16 protein-coding genes are annotated in these 20,804 nt (G+C 41.2%); 8 read left to right on the top strand and 8 right to left on the bottom strand.

Annotation, left to right across the window (positions count from 1 at the left end):
* Positions 1–49 precede the first annotated feature (49 nt).
* Positions 50–1,069, top strand: a complete 1,020-nt coding sequence (gene holA, locus SOI83_RS06685) for a DNA polymerase III subunit delta (protein WP_320675923.1) — start codon at positions 50–52, stop codon at positions 1,067–1,069.
* 28 nt (positions 1,070–1,097) lie between these two features.
* Positions 1,098–2,861 carry an aspartate kinase gene (locus SOI83_RS06680; RefSeq protein WP_320675922.1) on the top strand — a complete coding sequence of 588 codons (1,764 nt, stop codon included), beginning with the start codon at positions 1,098–1,100 and terminating at the stop codon, positions 2,859–2,861.
* A gap of 9 nt (positions 2,862–2,870) precedes the next feature.
* Here SOI83_RS06680 and SOI83_RS06675 read toward each other — a convergent pair whose 3' ends face one another.
* The 3 genes from SOI83_RS06675 to SOI83_RS06665 form a co-directional block, all read right to left on the bottom strand.
* Positions 2,871–3,371, bottom strand: coding sequence for a hypothetical protein (locus SOI83_RS06675; protein ID WP_320675921.1), 501 nt, complete (start codon positions 3,369–3,371; stop codon positions 2,871–2,873).
* 62 nt (positions 3,372–3,433) lie between these two features.
* Positions 3,434–5,476, bottom strand: a complete 2,043-nt coding sequence (gene uvrB, locus SOI83_RS06670; RefSeq protein WP_320675920.1) for an excinuclease ABC subunit UvrB — start codon at positions 5,474–5,476, stop codon at positions 3,434–3,436.
* A gap of 113 nt (positions 5,477–5,589) precedes the next feature.
* A complete protein-coding gene (locus SOI83_RS06665; RefSeq protein ID WP_320675919.1) occupies positions 5,590–6,363 on the bottom strand; it encodes a DUF561 domain-containing protein in 774 nt (257 codons plus the stop codon).
* Positions 6,364–6,428: 65 nt separating this feature from the next.
* Between SOI83_RS06665 and tilS the strand changes: the two genes are divergently transcribed.
* The gene (gene tilS / locus SOI83_RS06660) at positions 6,429–7,496 is read left to right on the top strand and encodes a tRNA lysidine(34) synthetase TilS (RefSeq protein WP_320675918.1); all 1,068 of its coding nucleotides are present in this window, start codon (positions 6,429–6,431) and stop codon (positions 7,494–7,496) included.
* Positions 7,497–7,531: 35 nt separating this feature from the next.
* On the opposite strand, the gene SOI83_RS06655 is transcribed toward tilS, so the two are convergent.
* The 3 genes from SOI83_RS06655 to SOI83_RS06645 all read right to left on the bottom strand — a co-directional run bounded on the left by SOI83_RS06655 (position 7,532) and on the right by SOI83_RS06645 (position 11,573).
* On the bottom strand, positions 7,532–9,553 hold the full coding sequence (locus tag SOI83_RS06655) for a ribonuclease J (RefSeq protein WP_320675917.1): 2,022 nt from the start codon (positions 9,551–9,553) through the stop codon (positions 7,532–7,534).
* An 83-nt stretch (positions 9,554–9,636) separates the two neighbouring features.
* The gene (gene dapA, locus SOI83_RS06650; RefSeq protein WP_320675916.1) at positions 9,637–10,545 is read right to left on the bottom strand and encodes a 4-hydroxy-tetrahydrodipicolinate synthase; all 909 of its coding nucleotides are present in this window, start codon (positions 10,543–10,545) and stop codon (positions 9,637–9,639) included.
* Positions 10,542–11,573 (bottom strand): aspartate-semialdehyde dehydrogenase, encoded by a 1,032-nt coding sequence (locus SOI83_RS06645; RefSeq protein WP_320675915.1) that lies wholly within the window; start codon positions 11,571–11,573, stop codon positions 10,542–10,544. Before SOI83_RS06645 ends, dapA begins: the two co-directional genes overlap by 4 nt.
* Before the next feature lie 173 nt (positions 11,574–11,746).
* Here SOI83_RS06645 and tig point away from each other — a divergent pair, with 173 nt between their 5' ends.
* The 5 genes from tig to SOI83_RS06620 all read left to right on the top strand — a co-directional run bounded on the left by tig (position 11,747) and on the right by SOI83_RS06620 (position 17,808).
* Complete coding sequence (gene tig / locus SOI83_RS06640) at positions 11,747–13,168, top strand: trigger factor (RefSeq protein WP_320675914.1); 1,422 nt, start codon at positions 11,747–11,749, stop codon at positions 13,166–13,168.
* Positions 13,169–13,216: 48 nt separating this feature from the next.
* On the top strand, positions 13,217–13,864 hold the full coding sequence (clpP, locus tag SOI83_RS06635; protein ID WP_320675913.1) for an ATP-dependent Clp endopeptidase proteolytic subunit ClpP: 648 nt from the start codon (positions 13,217–13,219) through the stop codon (positions 13,862–13,864).
* A gap of 115 nt (positions 13,865–13,979) precedes the next feature.
* The gene (gene clpX / locus SOI83_RS06630) at positions 13,980–15,344 is read left to right on the top strand and encodes an ATP-dependent protease ATP-binding subunit ClpX (RefSeq protein WP_320675912.1); all 1,365 of its coding nucleotides are present in this window, start codon (positions 13,980–13,982) and stop codon (positions 15,342–15,344) included.
* A 4-nt stretch (positions 15,345–15,348) separates the two neighbouring features.
* The gene (locus tag SOI83_RS06625) at positions 15,349–16,026 is read left to right on the top strand and encodes a lecithin retinol acyltransferase family protein (protein WP_320675911.1); all 678 of its coding nucleotides are present in this window, start codon (positions 15,349–15,351) and stop codon (positions 16,024–16,026) included.
* A gap of 27 nt (positions 16,027–16,053) precedes the next feature.
* Positions 16,054–17,808: a DNA polymerase III subunit gamma/tau gene (locus tag SOI83_RS06620; RefSeq protein WP_414153444.1), complete on the top strand. Its 1,755-nt coding sequence runs from the start codon at positions 16,054–16,056 to the stop codon at positions 17,806–17,808.
* 15 nt (positions 17,809–17,823) lie between these two features.
* Here the strand turns inward: SOI83_RS06620 and SOI83_RS06615 are convergent, their stop codons facing one another.
* Together SOI83_RS06615 and SOI83_RS06610 are read right to left on the bottom strand one after the other, a co-directional pair.
* Positions 17,824–19,149 (bottom strand): glycosyltransferase, encoded by a 1,326-nt coding sequence (locus SOI83_RS06615; RefSeq protein ID WP_320675909.1) that lies wholly within the window; start codon positions 19,147–19,149, stop codon positions 17,824–17,826.
* A gap of 24 nt (positions 19,150–19,173) precedes the next feature.
* Positions 19,174–20,781, bottom strand: a complete 1,608-nt coding sequence (locus tag SOI83_RS06610) for a SpoIID/LytB domain-containing protein (RefSeq protein WP_320675908.1) — start codon at positions 20,779–20,781, stop codon at positions 19,174–19,176.
* Between the last annotated feature and the right edge of the window lie 23 nt (positions 20,782–20,804).

The following is a 20,804-nucleotide window of genomic DNA, read 5'->3' as shown; positions in this document are numbered from 1 at the left end:
AGCACTATTAAGGCATCATCGAGTAAAGATCATCATTGCAGCCAAAGAGATGCCCATTTACCTAATTTGGGGGGATGATGGAGCCGCACAAGACCGAGAAATTCAAAAGCTTCAAAAAACAGTTCTTGACCCTTCCTGGATCAGCACCAATTTAAGTCGCCTCGACGGTTCCATACCTGGACAAGCTAATCAAGCGCTTGAGGAAAGCCGAACTCCCCCATTAGGCAGAGGAGGCAGATTAGTAATTATTCAAAACAGCAGCTTTTGCAATGGATGCACTAGTGAATTAACAACAAGCTTCCTTCAAACCATTGAACTAATTCCAGAAGCAAGCCATTTGGTCCTATGCAATTCAACGAAACCAGATGGACGCCTAAAAACAACTAAAGCACTTATTGAACTAAAAAAAACAGGGTTGGTAGTAGAAAAAAATTTTCTACTACCAACAACATGGGACACTTCCGGTCAAAAGGAGCTCGTAGAAAAAACTGCCAACGAGCTTGGATTACAGATAGAGGCTTCTGCAGTAACTGCTCTTGTTGAAGCAATAGGAAATGACAGCTCTAGACTTTATATGGAGCTGCAAAAACTCTCATTACATTCCCAAATAGCCGGAAAAACCAATGAAGCTAGAACTCGAATTACTGCAGATAGTGTTAATGCCTTGATTGAAGGCATTACTACAAACTCCTTTGCAGTAGGGGATGCTCTCATAGAAGGCAAACCAATAGAAGCTATAGCCTTAATTGATGCACTACTCGCAAATGGAGAACCTCCACTTAGGTTACTTGCGACACTAACTGGCCAGATACGGGGATTACTTTGGATCAGCCTTCTAGAAAAGCAAGGAGAAACCGATGTAGGAACTATTGCAAAGGCGGCTGGTATAGCCAATCCCAAAAGGGTTTATGTGATGAGGAAAAAGTTAAATGGAAAAACCCCAAGAATTTTTCTTGACCAGCTAAGTCGTTTAATAGAAATTGAAGCTGCAATTAAAAAAGGGACCAGCGCTAGAAATGCATTCCGCGACTGTCTGCTTATAGATCCCCGTTTCTACCCTCCTAAGTGAAATAATCAACACTCATTCTGATAATTGAATGGCTTTGCTCGTTCAAAAATTTGGCGGCACCTCTGTAGGGAGCGTGGAGCGAATCCAAGCAGTGGCAAAACGAATTGCCGCAAGTAAGGAGGAGGGAAACGAATTAGTGGTAGTCGTTTCTGCTATGGGCAACAGCACCGATGAACTCTCAAATTTGGCAAAAGCTATAAGTCCAAACCCCCCACAACGAGAAATGGATATGCTCTTGGCAACTGGAGAGCAAGTTTCCATAGCATTACTTTCAATAGCTCTTCATGAATTAGGAGTGAATGCTGTTTCAATGACTGGAGCTCAAGTAGGCATCGTTACTGAATCAGCTCACGGTCGTGCTCGAATTTTAGAAATAAGAACTGATCGCCTGAAATCACGATTAGAAAATGGACAAGTTGTTGTTGTAGCAGGATTCCAGGGAACAAGCTTTAGTACCGGCGGAACAGCAGAAATCACCACTCTTGGCAGGGGAGGATCAGACACCTCGGCCGTTGCGCTAGCCGCGGCACTTGAAGCAGACAAATGTGAAATTTACTCAGACGTCCCAGGAGTTTTAACAACTGATCCCAGGGAAGTACAAAATGCCCAACTAATGAAGCAAATTAGTTGCAATGAAATGCTAGAGCTTGCAAGTCTTGGGGCTTCTGTGCTTCATCCCAGGGCTGTAGAAATAGCGAGAAATTATGGGGTTCTTCTTGAGGTCCGCTCCAGTTGGAGTGATGACTGTGGCACTACCCTGACTAGTGATTTAAAAAACTCAATTGGTCTCCAAGGCTTAGAATTAGGAAAACCAGTAGATGGGCTTGAACTCTTAGAGAATCAGGCAGTTCTGGCGCTTTCACATGTGCCTGATCAACCAGGAATCGCAGCCAAATTATTTGAAGCACTTTCAAGTGGTGGAATCAATGTTGATCTAATTATTCAAGCAACACATGAAGGAAATAGTAATGATATTAGTTTTACCATAAGCCAAAATGCACTAGCTGAGGCTAATAAAATCTGCGAAGAGTTAATTAAAAAATTAGGTGGCAAACTATCGACCCAAAATCACATGACAAAATTAAGCATTCGTGGAGCAGGGATAATGGGTAGACCAGGTATTGCAGCTAGTCTCTTCGAAGTGCTTTCCCGTTCAGGAGTTAACCTAAGGCTAATTGCAACAAGCGAAGTAAAAGTAAGCTGCGTTATAGATGCAAGTCTTGGGACAAAAGCACTTAGGTCAGTTGGAGAAACTTTTGAACTAACTGAAGATCAGATTACAATCAATCCGATGGTTGCTGGCCTAGGTGAACCTGAAGTTAGAGGAGTAGCACTTGATAAACATCAGGCACAAGTAAGTGTTCGCAAAGTACCAGACAAGCCAGGTACTGCAGCCGCCTTATGCTCTACTCTCGCGGAAAATGGAATCACTCTAGATATGATTGTTCAATCGGAAAGAAAACACTCAGATGGTAGCCAAGATATTAGCTTTACCTTAAATAAAGATGACCGCAAAAGAGCGGGAAATGCACTGATCCCTCTACTTGCCCAATGGCCAGGTGCAAGCTTAGAAGACGGACCCGCTATAGCACGAATTAGTGCTGTGGGAGCTGGAATGCCAGCTAAAATAGGAACAGCAGCAAAAATGTTTCGCGCACTAGCTCAGGCAAATATTAATATTGAAATGATAACAACAAGTGAAATACGCACAAGCTGCGTTATAGCAGAAGCAGATGGAACAAAAGCCTTAAATGTAGTCCACAATGGGTTCAATTTACACCAGAACATATAAATCTATTTTTTAATCATTTAAAATATTTCTTTCGATAAATAAGAGATACTTTAAAACCAGTGCAGCCTTATTTTGATAAACATAGGCCTCAGCTTCTTGCAATGAACCAAATCTCAATATTGCATTGGAGGGTATAGGCCAACCCATAGGTATAACAGCTTTTAAATCTCCTCTTAGATGTTGCAAAACGTGTATAAATTCATGAGTTATTAATTGACATCTTACAGAAGGAGACATATATCTAGGGCTCACAACAATTGTTCCTAGGCTTCCATGAAGTGCCTCATAAGTGGCATCTTTTTTGGCTAAAAGTGGCTGGCCAGAAATTAATTGAACACCCAACCTAGTGCCAACATCAATGATCTGTTGGGAAATAATTGGATTCTCAGTGCAAAAGTCATTGGGCTTTAAGCTTTCATTGATTTCTACAAAAGATATCTCATCTAAGAGACTACGCTTCAGAAGGGTGTCTGCCGATATAGGCAAACAAACAAAGAAGCACAAAAACAATAAAGATAGTTTGGTCCTTTTGTGCAAAAAATCAATCAAATTTATGCCTCTGTAAATAGTTTCTAGAGTGTTTTCCCTATTAATCTTTTTCTAAGTTGTTTAATTCTGTCTCTTAGAGTAGCAGCTTCCTCAAAGTCAAGTTGTTTAGCAGCTAATTTCATTTTACTTTCTAACTGATCAATTAATTCTGGCAAGGCCTCTAAAGCTAAGCCATTATCATTATCGTCTTTCAATGATTGAACGCATTCTCCTGCAATATTAATTAATTCCTTGTTATTTGAATTTTGCTGCAAGCGTCTAGAAAGTTCCAAGAAAGAAAGGATCGAATTGGATGCCTTTTTACCAGCTGGTTTAGGTGTAATATCATGAATTTGATTGTATTCATTTTGTATTTGACGTCTTCTCTCAGTTTCACTAATAGCTTTGGCCATAGAGTCAGTGAGGTTATCAGCATATAAAAGAGCTACACCCTCAATATGCCTTGCAGCTCGACCAATAGTCTGAATCAAAGATCTTTGAGCCCTTAAAAAACCTTCTTTATCAGCATCAAGAATCACTACCAAAGATACTTCTGGCAAATCTAAACCTTCTCTAAGAAGATTAACTCCTACCAAAACATCATATTCTCCTAATCGTAGATCCTGAATAATTTCTATTCGTTCTATAGAATGAATTTCTGAATGTAAGTATCGAACTCTCACTGCATTATCGGCCAAATAATCAGTAAGGTCTTCAGCCATTCTTTTCGTAAGAGTTGTAATCAAAACGCGCTGCTTTTTTTTCACCCTTTTTCCTATCTCAGTCAACAAATCCTCGACCTGCCCCTCTGTTGGCCTCACTTCAACAATGGGATCAAGTACACCTGTAGGACGAATTACTTGCTCTGCTATCGCATCCTTACTCTTCGTTAGCTCCCAATCTCCTGGCGTAGCACTAATAAAGACAGTTTGTTTTGCTTTCTCCCAAAACTCTTCACTTTTTAATGGCCTATTATCTGCCGCACTTGGCAATCTAAAGCCATGATCGATCAAAACACTTTTACGAGCTTGATCACCATTGTACATAGCTTGTAATTGTGAGCAAGTTACATGACTTTCATCAACAACCAGCAACCAATCATCTGGAAAATAATCAATTAAACATTCAGGGGGTGTACCTGGAGAACGGCCACTCAAATGTCTTGCATAATTCTCTACTCCATTGCAATAACCTACTTCTCTCAGCATTTCTAAATCATATGTGGTTCGCTGTTCTAGTCTCTGTGCTTCCAACAATTTACCTTGCGCTTGCAAAAACTCTAATCTATCATCTAGTTCATCACGAATTGCTTTAATTGCAGTGTCCAGTCTATCTTTAGGGGTAACAAAATGTTTTGCAGGATATATATTTATGGATTCTAAGCTTTCCAGTATTTCGCCTGTAGTTGGATCAATATAACGTATTGCTTCTATATCATCACCAAACAATTCAATACGAACCAAACGATCATCATATGCAGGCCCTATTTCAAGGACATCTCCTCTAACACGAAATCTACCTCGCGCCACCTCTAAATCATTTCTAGAATATTGATTGTTAACTAGTTCTCGCAATGAGCCTCTTAAATTGACAGCAGAACCTACTTCAAATTTTACAGCTGCTTTTAAATACTCACTAGGCATGCCAAGCCCATAAATGCAACTTATAGAAGCAACCACAATAACATCGCGTCTTTCAAATAAAGAACGTGTTGCTGAATGCCTAAGCATATCAATTTCCTCATTAATAGAAGCAGTTTTTGCTATATAAGTATCGCTAACAGGAACATATGCCTCAGGTTGATAGTAATCATAATATGAAATAAAGTATTCAACTGCATTCTTAGGGAAAAATTCCCTTAGTTCATTACAAAGTTGCGCTGCTAACGTCTTATTATGTGCAAGCAGCAATGTAGGCCTTCCGGTCTTTTCAATAACATTTGCAATAGTAAAGGTCTTACCAGTACCTGTTGCTCCTAGAAGAGTTTGATATCGATTACCTGCATTCAAGCCTTCAACCAAGCTATCAATAGCTTTGGGCTGATCGCCTTTTGGAGAATATGGTGCGTCAAGGCAATAACTAACCATTAATTGTCAAAAATAAACGGAAGTCTGGTCTTTAAGCTTTTAAAAATTTCACATGAATCAACTATTATTTTTTTATTCATATAAAATAATTTATAAAAAATAGAAGAAAATCATTATTTTATTGTAGGCAATCTAAGAGGTTGTAAAGATTGCTTGATACGACAAACCTCTGCGATCATGGCAAGTTCATCGTCTAATCGATTTATTGCCGAGCCAATACCAACTCCCGAAGCTCCTATAGCTATTGCCATTGGGACGGTAACTTCTGACAAGCCTGAAGCACAAAGAATAGGATTATCGAGAAGTTCAGATCTAAGTGCTTTAGAAATGCTATGTACAGCTGCAAGTGTTGGCGATGCTTTTTCAATGAGGCCTAAGGTGCCTGAGCTCAAAGGTTTTGCAATCGTTCCTCCCTCCGTTTGAATCACATCAGCACCAGATTTAATCAACTCAATAGCCAACTGTGCCTGTTCATCTAATGGCAAAACATGTGGCACAGTTACAGAAAGCGCAACATCCGGTAGAAGCTTGCGACTCTCACGAGTGAGATCCAAAACCTCATTAGCCTTAAAAACTCGACCTTGAGGATAAAAAGTATCAAAATTTCCAATTTCAATCATTACCGCACCAGCCGCGACGCAAGCGGGAAACAACTCAGGCTCAACTGAACTAACACATATGGGTAACCCTGAAAGTTCAGCGGCTATACGAACCAAGTCAGGCTGGCAGGCAACATCTAACAGATCCGCACCACCAACCCCAGCGGCATGAGATATCCGAGCAACTGAAGCTTCATCAAAATTGCTCAATCCGGCAATAACCTTAAAGAGTCGATTCTCCTGAAGACTCTCGCTCAGGACCCTTGGCAAATGGAAAAGACGTGTCATCTAAGCACCAATGAATACAGAAATTCTCCCACTCGTCAGAGCTATCAACTACCAAGTGTAATGAGGTGAGCAAATCTTTGAATGACCTCTCTTCTAGTGCCCCGCGACTGAAATGGACTCACTGGCATGAACGACTGCACATCGATCTCATCAAAAACCCGACGCTTCTTCCCAAGAAATCTACTCTTGTATTAGCCGTTTCAGGGGGTCAAGACTCAATGGCAATGGTGGGTCTATTAGTAGATCTACAAAGAATTCACCAATGGAGAATTCATATATGGCATGGTGATCATTCCTGGCACAAAGGTTCAAAGCGAATAGGTCTTGAACTAAAGCAATGGTGCACAGAAAAGAACCTCCCTATTTATGTAAGTACTGCCCAATCAAAAGAAACTAAAAACGAGGCAAAAGCACGTCAGTGGAGATATCAAGAGCTCTTTACAGAAACAGAAAGAATCTCCTCATTGCGACCACAAGAACCATGCCAAAATGTATTAACAGCACATACAGCGAATGACAGAGCCGAAACACTCATCTTAAATCTGGCGCGTGGTACAGACTTGGCTGGCCTTAGCAGCCTTCACAAAAGCAGGCAATTAAATGAAGAAGTTCAAGATAAAAAAGTAAATCTGTCCAGACCAATGCTCTGCTTTAGCAGAGAGGATACCCTCGCTATATGCAAAGAATTAGATTTACCAATTTGGATTGACCCTGCCAATCAAATGGAAGATTTTAGTAGAAATAAAATCAGAATAAAAATATTGCCTTTACTTGAGCTGCTTTACCCAGCATGCACACTACGCATATCAAAATTATCCGAAAGACTACAGGGATATAAAGAAAGTCAAGAGACATTAGCTAAAATAGCAATCAGAAGCCTGAAAAACGAAAAAGGCCTCAAAAGACCAGAATTAGCCTCCATACCTTCAAATGCAAGGATTCTATTGTTAGCTTCTTGGTTAAAAGAGAAACGTGTCCCAAAGTTAACCTCAAAAACCCTAGAAGACATAAGTTGGAGGATAGGAAAAAGCAAGCCACCTGGCTCTAAAAGTCTGGCTGATAGATGGTACATAATATGGGACAGGGAAACTATTCTTTTAGAAAGAAGAGAGATAGTTTCAGATAGAAAATAAAATATATTTTGAACTAAGGATAAACAAAATATTGTTTATGCTGCAGCCGATCTTCGACGCCTAGTGCGGCCAGCTGGACTTTCATCTTCACCCTTCGATTGAACATTAGGAGTAGAGCTATTAGCAGAAGTTTTAGTAGGGCTCGAATCAGATGGTTGAGATACTTTCTTAACAACTTTTTGAGCAGAATCTATTGGATGATTTGTTGAGTTGCCTCGATCTCTATTTCGTTGATTATTGCTAGATCGCGAATCGGCTACTAAGTCAGGATCAACTGCCCTTCCTTTATATGGAGTAGTACCAGAAGGTGCTGGTTGTACTAAACAAAGCACTAAAGGCTCAACTTGCAACTCACGCCTCATCCGTCGAGTCAGGCCAACTTCAACTTCTCGCTGTAAACCCATCCAATCAACCTCAGTAGCCTTACCTCCCGTATTACGAGTCAACTGCTTCCAACGATTTTCTAAAACCCATCCGATTTCTCTCTCAGTCCAAAAGGACATTTTCCTTGCATCAGCTGAAGTAACAACACCCCTTAAATTGACTCTAGGTGGTGCCACCATTACCCCATCTGTACTAATTGCCGCAAGAATAGTCACAACCCCATCCTCAGCTAACTGTTGACGTTCCTTAAGCACTCGTGCATCAACAATTCCATTTCTAGAAGCATCTAATAATTCAATCCCTGCCTTTACAGGATCCCCTTTAGCTATTGAGTTAGGACTTAATTGAACAACATCTCCATTATCAAGGATCAAAATATTATCTTCAGGTACTCCCATAGATTGAGCACTCTTGCTATGGCAAACAAGCATGCGATGTTCACCATGTACTGGAACAAAAAATCTTGGCTTTGTAAGGGCTAGCATCAACTTTTGATCTTCCTGAAAGCCATGCCCTGAAACATGTATACCTTCACCCTTGCCATAAACAACCTTTGCTCCAAGCATCATTAATCTATCAATGGTATTAACTACAGAGATAGTATTCCCAGGGATTGGACTAGCAGAAAAAATAATTGTATCGCTTGTCTTAAGCTGAACATGTTGATGCTCACATCTAGAAATTCGGCTCAAAGCAGCCAAAGGTTCACCTTGACTGCCAGTCATTAATAACAATGTTTCACGATCTGGAAGATCTCTAATTTGCTTAATTGGAACAAATAGATCATCCGGGGCACGCATATATCCCAATTCTCTAGCTTTCGCTATTACATTAAGCATAGATCTTCCTAACAAGCCTACCTTTCTTCCATTTTTAAGAGCTAATTCTAAAATCATAGAGACTCGATGGATTGAACTAGCAAAGGTAGTTACAATGACGCGCCCTTCTGCCTCTGAAATATGTTTATCAAGTGAAGGAAATACTGATCGTTCGGGTGGACAGAAACCTGGAACTTCCGCATTAGTTGAGTCACTAAAAAGACATAAAACTCCTTGTTCCCCATAATGAGCAAGTCTTGCTAAATCAAAATGTTCTCCATCAACAGGGGTATGATCAAATTTAAAATCCCCAGTGAAAACAATCACTCCAACAGGTGTTGTAATAGCTAATGTGAAACTGTCAGCCATTGAATGAGTATTTCTAATAAATTCAACGGAAAAATATTTACCAACCTTAACCACATCTCTTGGACCAACAGTCTGAATAGTAGTTCTGTCTGTGACTCCAGCTTCTTCCATCTTTCCTCTAAGCATCGACATTGCCAATCGAGGCCCATGAATGACTGGAATATGAAAATTCTTTAAATGATGAGAAATCCCACCAATATGATCTTCATGGCCATGAGTAACAATCATGCCACGAATACGGTGCTGATTTTCTCTGAGGTAACTCGTATCCGGCATTACAACATTTACACCATGCATCCCGTCGCTTGGGAAGGCAAGACCTGCGTCAACAAGCATGATGTCTTCGCCGTATTCGAAGACACATGTGTTCTTACCAATTTCATGCAAACCGCCTAAAGGAATTACCCTCAACTGTGGGGTATTGGAGTTTCCCTTGGAGGCAACACTGGTTCTGGAATTAGTTGAAATAGTTTGGCTAGGTGTCATGGAAAGAATGGTATTAAAAACAACCTTGGAGGTTTAGAAAAATAGCGGTGGCAACAAACTCAAACCGCATAACAGCCATGGCGTCAGGTTTGACGCAGGGCAAGGAGGGTTTTAGATAATGAATCATGCATTGCCGGATTTAAAGGGAGCAAAGGACTTCTTGGGGACCCAACAGGCCAACCACTTAATTCAAGAGCAGCCTTAACTGGAATAGGGTTAGTAGTCATAAATAATGCCTTAAAAAGAGGTTGCAGTTTCTCGTGATGATCCAATGCAATAGCAACTTGGCCACTTAAATAAGCATCGATCATTGCTTTCAAGCGTCGACCAACTAAATGACTAGCCACACTAACCACACCTACTGCACCAACGGCCAACATTGGCAAAAGCAAACCATCATCACCGCTATAAACAGCTAATCGAGAACCACATTCCATTCTCAATTGCGTTACTTCATCAGTAGACCCACTGGCAGCTTTCAAACTCACTACATTGCGGTATTGCATTAGTCGCGAAACAGTTTTGGGCGAAATTGAACAACCAGTTCTTCCAGGAATGTTGTAAAGCATTAATGGCAAATCTGGGGCAGCTGCTGCAACTGCTTGAAAGTGTGCTTCCAAACCCTCCTGAGGCGGCTTGTTGTAATAAGGAACTACTACCAAAGCACCATCTGCGCCAGCCGCAGCGGCCTGAGATGTGGCCTCAACGGCCTCAGCAGTGCTATTGCTACCAGTACCAGCGAGAACCTTCACCCCTGAGCCTACAGCTTGTCTGACCGTTTCTAATAATTGATGTTGTTCTTTCCAGGTCAAAGTTGGCGATTCACCGGTTGTCCCACAAACAACCAATCCATCTGACCCTTCCTCAACTAAATAACGCGCCAAGCGTCCTGCCAAGGCCAAATCTACATGTCCCTCAAGATCAAAAGGAGTCACCATGGCCGTAAGCAAACGACCAAAAGGGGTGGGCGAAAGTGCTGCGGCAGAACTCATCTTCTAGTCAGAAATAATTCAGCTATCTGAACCGCATTAAGAGCTGCACCTTTTCGGATCTGGTCACCACAAAGCCAAAGCTCCAAAGCATTGGGATGACTAATGTCCTTTCTAATACGACCAATAGCGACTAAGTCTCGACCAGTTACATCTACGGGCATCGGAAAACGATTGGACTCAAAATCCTCAATTATCTCAATACCAGGTGCTTCTTTTAACAAGTGACGAGCTTCCTCCAAATCAAATACTTGATCAAACTCTATATTTACCGCCTCCGAATGAGCTCTGAGTACCGGCACGCGAACACAGGTAGCCGAAACAAGTAAATCAGGAAGACCCATAATTTTCTTAGTCTCATTAACCATTTTCATTTCCTCCTCACAATAACTATTAGATGCGAGAGGTGAATTATGAAGGAATAAGTTAAAAGCTAATGAATACGGAAGTACTTCGCTTATTGGTTTCTTATCCTCCAAAACATCCCTACTAAGTACTTTTAACTCTTCCATAGCACGTGCACCAGCTCCACTAGCAGATTGATAGGTTGAAATCAACACTCTGCGCATTGAAAACCTTCTAGCCAAAGGTGCTAGGGCCAAGGTCAGAAGAATTGTCGTGCAATTAGGGTTTGCAATAACTCCTTTGTGGTTCGCTGCTGCCTCAGGATTCACCTCTGGAACAACCAAAGGCACATCAGCTGACATGCGGAATGCGCTTGAATTGTCAATCATCAAAGCCCCCGCTGAAAGAATGACTTCTTTCCATTTTCTTGAAATAGATCCACCAGCAGAGGCAAGGACTAAATCAACACCTTGAAAGGCAGCCTCATTAACTTCTTCTACTTTGATGGGCTTATCTCGCCAAACCCTCAAACTGCCTGCAGATCGCTTAGACGCCAGTAATCGAAGCTCGCCAACAGGAAAGTTTCGCTCTTCCAACAAACTTACCAATTCCTCCCCAACAGCACCTGTAGCGCCTAAAACAGCAACGGTAAGAGGGCGGTCCGGAAACAAAATGGAGGAAAGCAATCGATTTATTCAGCTATAGAACAAGAAGCAGGAGGTCGAGCCAGCTAAAGAGCCCAAACAAATACTCTTCAAGAACTACACCCTTGAATAATGCAAAACGTTGAAGCCACAATACGTGGCGAGCGGAAAACCCACTGTTACTTAAGGTACTGAGCTGGATATGAAGCTCACCCATGAGTGTCGTCACATTAAAGGTCCATACCAAACAACTTCCCGGAAGTCGCCTTTCAATCGAAATGGAGGTCCCGGCTGATCGCTGTAAAGCTAGCTATACAAAGGCTTTAACGATTTTGAGTAAATCGGTAAAGCTGCCAGGATTTAGAAAAGGCAAGGTCCCCCAAGCTGTCCTAATACAGCAAATTGGCACTACACGCATAAGGGCTGCTGCCTTAGAAAATCTCATTGATGCAACATGGCAAGAAGCTCTAAAACAAGAAGCCATCGAGCCAATCTCGGAACCAACAGTGCCTGGTGGATACGAAGCGTTACTCCAAACCTTTAATCCAGATCAATCATTAACAATTACTCTAGAAACAGAAATATCTCCTACTCCAACCCTCAAAGCTACAACAGGCCTAGAAGCCAAAGCCGAAAAAGAAGAGTTCAATCCAAGTCAAGTGGATGAACTAATTGAACAATCTAGAAAACAATTAGCAACCCTCGTACCAGTGGAAAATCGGTCTGCAAGTATGGGAGATGTTGCAGTTATAAGTTTCACTGGAACATTTGAAGATGATGGAACTGAAGTTGAAGGAGGGAGCTCAGATTCTATGGATGTGGATTTAGAGGAAGGTCGAATGATATCTGGCTTTATTGAAGGGATTATTGGAATGCAAACCAATCAAGAGAAAAAAGTAGAGTGTCAATTCCCTGATGAATATCCCAATGAAAAAGCCCGTGGAAGAAAAGCATTCTTCTTGATCAAGCTAAAGGAGCTAAAACAGAGAGAGCTTCCGGAGCTAAATGACGCTTTTGCTCAACAAGCCAGTGACAAGAAAACCCTCAAAGAACTTCGCTCTGAGCTTGAAGAAAGACTCAAAGAAGATCTTAAGAGGCGCAACGAAAATAACCAAAAAAACGCACTAGTAAAAGCAATTGTCAATGAATTAGAGGTAGACATTCCTGAAACACTAATTCAAAATGAAATCAGAAGTATTGTAGAACAAACTGCATCCAAATTTGCTCAACAAGGAATGGATGTCAAGTCAATGTTTACTGAAGATCTGGTTAAATCATTAATGGAGTCTTCAAGAGGAGAAGCGACAGAAAACCTCAAAGAGAAATTAGCGCTAAATGCTTTGGCAAAATCTGAAAACATACAACTAGAGGACAAAGAGGTTGAGGAAAAGTTCAATGAGGTCAAGCAACAACTTGCAGGCGAGCGCAATATCAATTTCAATAAATTAAAAACAATAGTTGAAGAAGATTTATTGAAGGATAAATTATTGGCATGGCTAGGCACAAATAATAAAATCATAGAAATCACTCCAACAAAGGAATCTCCCACAACAAAAACAGTAAATACTAAAAAAGGGAATCAAGGCAAAAGCGCATCGACAGCCAAAAAACCTTCTTCAAAAACCCCTAAGACTTAACTTCTACAAATAGATTGCTCACAACGCACACCTCAATTTTTGTTTAGCGTGATTAATGCTTATCGCACCCACCCAATCCACAACCAATGGAAAGGACATCTTCCTTCATCAGCCCATGGAGTTTTGCCGACGGTCATTGAACAGTCAGGTAGAGGCGAGCGAGCATTTGATATCTACTCACGGCTCCTACGAGAGAGAATCATTTTTCTAGGAACAGAGGTTAATGACCAAGTTGCAGATGCATTAGTCGCTCAAATGCTTTTCCTAGAAGCTGAAGATCCAGAAAAAGATATCAGCATCTACATCAACTCTCCAGGTGGTTCTGTAACAGCAGGTTTAGCCATCTACGACACCATGCAACAAGTAGCACCTGACATAGTCACCATTTGCTATGGCTTAGCGGCAAGTATGGGTGCTTTCTTGCTATCAGGTGGAAGCAAAGGGAAAAGACTGGCTCTCCCAAATGCCAGGATCATGATTCATCAACCTTTAGGTGGTGCTCAAGGTCAAGCTGTGGAAATTGAAATCCAAGCGAAAGAAATCCTTTACCTCAAAGAGACACTGAATAAGCTTTTATCGGACCATACAGGTCAATCACTAGACAAAATCTCTGAAGATACTGACCGAGACCACTTTCTTTCCCCGCAAGAAGCGGTTGAATACGGCCTGATAGATCAAGTTGTTGACAGTCTCTAGAACATCTGAATCGTTACGGAAAGCTGACGCAGCTCCATTTCGGGACGATCCTGTTAGTTCAGGCTGACACCTCTGTCAGATCTGTGATCCTCTTACTTGAAGCGACTAGAGCCCGATGGCTAAGTTCGACGCCCATCTGAAATGCTCCTTTTGCGGGAAATCCCAGGAGCAAGTACGAAAGCTAATCGCAGGTCCTGGCGTGTATATATGCGATGAATGCATAGATCTCTGCAACGAGATTTTGGATGAAGAGCTTTTAGACAGCCAGGGTAATCCCCGCAACAATGGGGACACTGTTCGCAAAGGCTCTCAGTTAGTTCGAAATAGTGGGAAACCAGCCCCGACTCTTGCGTCAATACCTAAGCCACTCGAAATCAAAAATTTCCTTGATCAACAGGTAGTTGGTCAGGAAGCAGCAAAAAAAGTTCTTTCAGTGGCTGTATATAACCACTACAAGCGCCTTGCATGGCAAGGAGATGGAAAAGCAGAAGCTGATCAAACATCTACCAAATTGCAAAAATCAAATATTCTTTTAATTGGGCCAACTGGCTGCGGCAAAACATTACTTGCACAAACACTTGCTGAATTACTAGATGTTCCTTTTGCAGTTGCTGATGCAACAACACTCACAGAGGCTGGGTATGTAGGAGAGGATGTCGAAAATATTCTCCTGAGGCTGCTTCAACAAGCAGATATGGATGTTGATCAAGCGCAAAGAGGAATTATTTATATTGATGAAATCGACAAAATTGCTCGAAAAAGCGAGAACCCTTCCATTACTAGAGACGTCTCTGGAGAGGGGGTCCAACAAGCCTTATTAAAAATGCTTGAAGGAACCATCGCAAATGTGCCTCCTCAAGGAGGTAGAAAACACCCTCACCACGACTGCATTCAAATCGATACAAGTCAAATCCTCTTTGTGTGTGGTGGAGCATTTGTAGGTCTAGAAGAAGTTGTCCAAAAAAGACTCGGGCGCAACAGCATCGGTTTTATGCAAAGTGAAAGTCGCGGCCGCACTCGAATAAATCGTGAGCTAAATACAACTCATATACTCAAAAGTCTCGAACCTGATGACTTAGTCAGGTATGGACTCATACCAGAATTTATTGGGCGAATGCCTGTAAGTGCTGTATTGGAACCTCTCGATGCTCAAGCATTGGAATCAATTCTTACAGAACCACGTGATGCACTCGTAAAACAATTCAGTACCCTTTTAAGTATGGATAATGTTCAATTGGAATTTGAGACAACAGCAGTCGAAGCAATTGCCCAAGAAGCATTCAGAAGAAAAACAGGGGCCAGAGCATTAAGAGGAATAGTTGAAGAGCTAATGCTTGATCTTATGTATGACCTTCCATCTAATAAGGATGTAAAAAACTTCACAGTGACTAGATCAATGGTAGACGCTCATACTGGTACAAAAATCTTACCCTTAAATCCAACTGAAGAAAGAACCGAACAAGAATCAGAGACTGCCTAATCCAATGGTTGCTGGCGACCATCTTCAGGTAGCTAGGCAGCATGGTTTATTTCAACATCATGGCATAGACCTAGGCGATGGAACGGTGGCTCATTACTTAGAAGGGCGAGAAATCCTAAGGAGTCCTATGAATGAATTTGCTGGTGGAGAAGTTATCCAAATAGTTGATCATGACGAGGCAGTATCTGCAGGAGTTACTCTTAGGCGAGCCATGAGTCGCATAGGAGAACAAAAATATAACTTACTATTTAACAACTGTGAACATTTTGCCAACTGGTGCAAAACAGGGCGTCATCGAAGTGTTCAACTGGAAAACTTATCTCAAAAAAGCATATTAGGTGCGAAGGCTTTAGGCAATGCAATCCCTGATCTGCTATGGAAAGGATTAAACCTATTGCTCCAAAAAAAATCTCTTGATTTAGACTCAAAAAAAATAGCCCAAAAAAGGTTGACAGAATTAATAAATATACAGACTATCTTGTTGAAAAAACTTGAACAAATACTGGAAGAAATAGAAGAAAATAAAACAAGTTCGCCAAATACGCGGCTGAAAAAATCAAAAGAAATTAATTCTTCACCTCTTTTAGTAAAAGGTCAAATTATTGCCGACGAGCTTACTAAACTTAAAAATCTAGAAGAAGGAATTAATATCTTGCTGGCCAAGTCCAACAATCAAATCTAAATCTTTTACCCTCCTGACAGTTAACCTATCAGCATGGTTTACCAACCACTTCACCATAAATACCGACCCCAAAGCTTTCGAGAGTTGGTAGGGCAAGAGGCTATCTCAGAAACACTGAGTCAAGCCATAGTTACCAATCGAATAGCGACAGCATATCTATTCAGTGGGCCAAGAGGTACGGGTAAAACATCCAGTGCAAGAATACTTGCACGTTCATTAAATTGTCTTAGTAGCGAAACCGCCACTCCTGAACCTTGTGGTAAGTGTGAAATCTGTCAGGCAATTACAAAAGGCACCGCACTAGATGTAATCGAAATAGATGCTGCTTCCAATACAGGTGTTGATAATATTCGAGAATTGATAGAAAGATCGCGTTTTGCTCCTGTGCAAGCTCGATGGAAAGTATATGTAATTGACGAATGCCATATGCTTTCCACTGCAGCATTTAATGCTCTTCTAAAAACATTAGAAGAACCACCTCCCCAAGTTGTATTTGTTCTAGCCACAACTGATCCTCAAAGAGTATTGCCTACTATCCTTAGCAGGTGTCAACGCTTTGAGTTTAGAAGAATAAGACTTGAAGCAATAGAGAATCATCTGTCATTTATCGCCTCTAAAGAAGATATAGAAATTACGAAAGAAGCAATCAAAGTAATATCTCAAAGATCTCAAGGAGGGTTAAGGGATGCAGAAAGTTTATTAGATCAAGTAAGCCTAATGCCAGGGCCCATTAAGCCAGAAACAATCTGGGAGTTATTGGGTGCAGTGCCTGAGGAAGAACTAATAAAATTAGTAAATGCCTTAATAATTGAACAACCTTTGAATATTATAGAAACTTGTAGAGAGCTTATAGAAAAAGGTAGAGAGCCAATAGCAATTCTCCAGGGAATCACCGAAATATTACGGGACCTAATTATTATCATAGCCGCTCCAAATCGAGAGGAACTCACAAGTGTTTCCGCCCAAAGTCATAAGAAGCTAGTAGCTATCTCGAAAGATCTTGAACATTCAAAGCTATTAAGCTGGCAACATAACTTAAAAGGTACTGAATACCAATTGCGACAAAGTATGCAACCACGTCTTTGGCTTGAAGTACTCCTCCTAAGTATGTTGCATTCAGTAAACCAAAATAAAAACATACAAGAAATTCAACCTAAAGAAATCCTGCAAGGGTCAGCTGGATCGGCAAAACCATCCATACCTTCACAAACTCAATCAAAACAAATAAATACAGATCTTCAAGCAAATGAAAGAGCTCCACAATTGATTTCAAATAATGCGAACAAAATAGAAGATTATGCCTCTAAAAAATTACCTGAACTATGGCAACAAGTATTAGGCCGATTAGAACTACCATCAACCAGAATGTTGCTTTCTCAACAAGCCAAATTAGTCCAACTCACTAGAGATAAAGCAGTGGTTGAAGTTTCGGAAAACTGGATGAGCATGGTTCAAAGTCGTGCGGCCCTTCTAGAGGAAGCACTTGGCAAGGCACTAGGCGCTTCTAGACGGCTGATAATCCAAAAACAAAATACCGTAAGTCCAGTAAATCAACCAACATCATCTTCTCCAGTAAATAATTCAAATCCTGAGAGACTTAGTAAGCCAATTATTAATACAAAGACAATCCAAAACAAAGCAGATGATTCTGCGTCAAAAAAAGAAGCAATAAATGACAGTAACTCAGACGAAATTTCACCAGCCAAACAAGATGAGATTGAGAATAAAGCTCAAAATCTTGCTGATTTCTTTAATGGAAAAGTAATAGACATAGAATCCTAAATAAAAGCTATAATATTAACTTTGTCGCCCAGCATGAGTGGTTTTTACCCAAACCAACCGTTTAGGAAAGATTGCCATTTTGATTGTGACCCAAGGGATAACTACAAACCAATGGACTAAGTAAATTATTGCTATTAACAATGACCCAAAAGTTGGTGCAGGCAATGTTGGTCCCTCGCTCTTGGTACGGCAACCTCGCCAATAAGCCAAGCCGGAAACCAAAAATGCAACTATTGATAAGGGCCAGTATGAAGGAGTTGTCCTTACAAAAATAGTGGTTATTAAATCCGATATAGACACAACTGGCAGCGCATACTGCAAAAGGAAAAAACAAGACAAGTCAAAACGTTGTGAAATAGATAATTGCTTTGAGGTCAAAACTGGCCAATAATCAAAAAATCGCTGCAAACCACCCTCTGCCCACCGCTGACGTTGCCGCCATAGAGCATAGAAAGTCTCAACGGCCTCTTCTTGAATAGGAGGATTCCAAAGGATCCCAATCTTTGCTCGAAGAGTTAAAAATCTAAAACTTAAATCCAAATCATCAGTAACTGTTTCTTCATTAAATCCACCACATCTTTGAAGAGTTTCACGCTGTAACAACTGACCATTCCCTCTCAATTCAGCAACACCCCCTCCCGCCAGTCGACCTTTCTGTATTAATGCATCCATGGCCATTTCCATAGCCTGAACACGAGTTAAAAGATTTTGTTGAGCATTGACAACAGCTTTGCGAAGCTGAACCGCCGACCAACCAGCCTTTTCTGCATAAGGAACTACACGCAATAGCAATTCAGGCTGAAATTGTGCGTCCGCATCAAGAATAAGCAACCAATCACCATTGACAGAGGTCAGAGCTGCGTTTAGAGCACCTGATTTACCACCACCAGCATCCTTATCACGGCAAATCACATGCAATATGGGAAATTGTTCGCGCAAATTCTTTAACAATATTGGCGTTCGATCTTGACTGCCATCATCAATAATCCAAATGCTCAGCTTCCCTTCGGGATAGCGAAGAGCACTCAGGCGTTCAACCAACCTTGTAATGACTGCCTCTTCATCTCTAGCAGCGACCAAAACATCCACCGAAGGCCAATCTCCGGCATCCGCTAAATCAATTGGAACTTCTAAGGTATTCAAAAAAGTCTTTCTTCGATCCACAAGTACTTTTTGCAAACCATATCCACCTAGCAAAATTGCCAAAGCGATTGCAGGGACAAGCTTGGTAGCTTGAGTCAGCAAAAAATGTGGAGCTGCTCCTGCCCATCCACAAGCAATTAAAAACAATGCTGTCTTAACTTGACGATTGTCACCAATACGAGCAAAAGCTGCGGCCATAATTGGTGAAGAAGTTCATGGACTCTAAGGGGCTTTTGAAAAGCCAGGCAAAGGAGCATAATTAGTTCCTGGATAGTAATGATCAAGAATCCGTTCTATAGGCCATCCTCGGGACGCCAAATCTATTGCTCCTGCTTGGGAAAGACCTACACCATGGCCAAATCCTCCACCTGCAAAACGCCAGTCTCCTTCACTTGGTGACGAAACAACAAAAAGGGTGCTGGGGAGCTGAGGTAATCGACGTCGAATAGCATCTAAAGTTAATATCACTGAAAATTTTTGCTTTTTCCCCCTCACTTGTAGCGTTAATACTCTTCCACTTGTTCCACGTTTTAAAACATTAACTTCCAAAGGAAGAATCAAGTTCTTACCCTGCTCGCCCAAAGCATCTTTCAAGGCCGAATCTGTAAGAGTCATAGTCCATCGAAAACGTCTATGGTTACTCCCATAGGCCTCTTTGCCCCTTTTGAGTAAATCCTTAACATCGACACTTGTGCTTAAAGGAAGTCTATAACTCCTGTTCCAGGAAGGCGGACCATCCAACTTAGTCTTTAAATAAGGCAAAGGGTCAATTGCCCATGCCTCAGTCCCGGAAGCAATAACGCCTCCATTGCTTGCATGATAAACAGCATGAATAGGTTTTTTATTTGAACTCAAAATAAAACCAGCAGTTTCTTTAATAGATTCTTTAACCAGTGAATTCGCGTAGTTGGGATCTTTATAGACCTGACACTGAGTATTACTACAAAGATGATATCCATCAATCAAAAACCTATGGCTATTTGCTAAAGCCCATGTTCTTGCAAGTACAGCCTGCACACCTAAAGCAGCTTTGGGAGAAGATGAGCCAATTTCATGTGGAACAACTCCCTCTAAATAACGCTGTAATGGAACTTTCTCAACCAGAGTCCAGCTGCCATAAGCATCAGCTTGCAAAACAAAAGGACCTTGGTAAACCCCCCCATCCCAAATCAATCCACTATTAGCTTCTATATTGATAGGACCTTTTAAAACCTTTTCAGAGCCATTAATTTGAAGAACCGGTTGAATGGATGTGACAATTGTCTGCTCACGTAATTCCATTGGAACACTTGCAGAAAATGAAATCCCCTTAGGCAACCAAACTTCCCATTCACCTGGGCGAGCTATTACAGGATGCAATCCCGAATTACGTAATTCGAAAGCAAAACGCTCAGCAGATTCAAAACTTGCAAATGGACCTGCAACCTTGCGAGAAATCTTGTATGGGCTCCCCAAAGGAAAACTCTGCCATTTCAGGAGAATCTCTAAGGCTTGATATTCCAAGCCATTCGCATCACGAAGGACCAAAGGTGTATCAGGACTTTTGAGTACAAGAGGAGCCACAGGAACACCTTCAGTCGACCTCCCCCCCAAATGGGAAGCTAAAGAAACCCATATAACTGGATTTGAAGGCACAATCAGCGGGGGCAAAGGAACCTTTCTATGAGTCGGAGGAACATCTAATGATTTCGCACTTATAGAAATTTCTTTACCCGTTGAACTAGAGGAATCAGGTTTACAAGCCCCACAAAACAAAGTAAGCACAAGGATCCCAGCACTCATCCAGAAAGGACTAGAAAGCCATTTTGTTGAATTTTTTTTTGCCGCCATTGAACAAATTTTGATTAATACAT

It is taken from the genome of Prochlorococcus sp. MIT 1300, assembly GCF_034092375.1.
Lineage (GTDB): Bacteria > Cyanobacteriota > Cyanobacteriia > PCC-6307 > Cyanobiaceae > MIT-1300.
The sequence above is the reverse complement of the archived record's forward strand: the minus strand, read 5'-3'. Positions and strand labels throughout refer to the sequence as shown.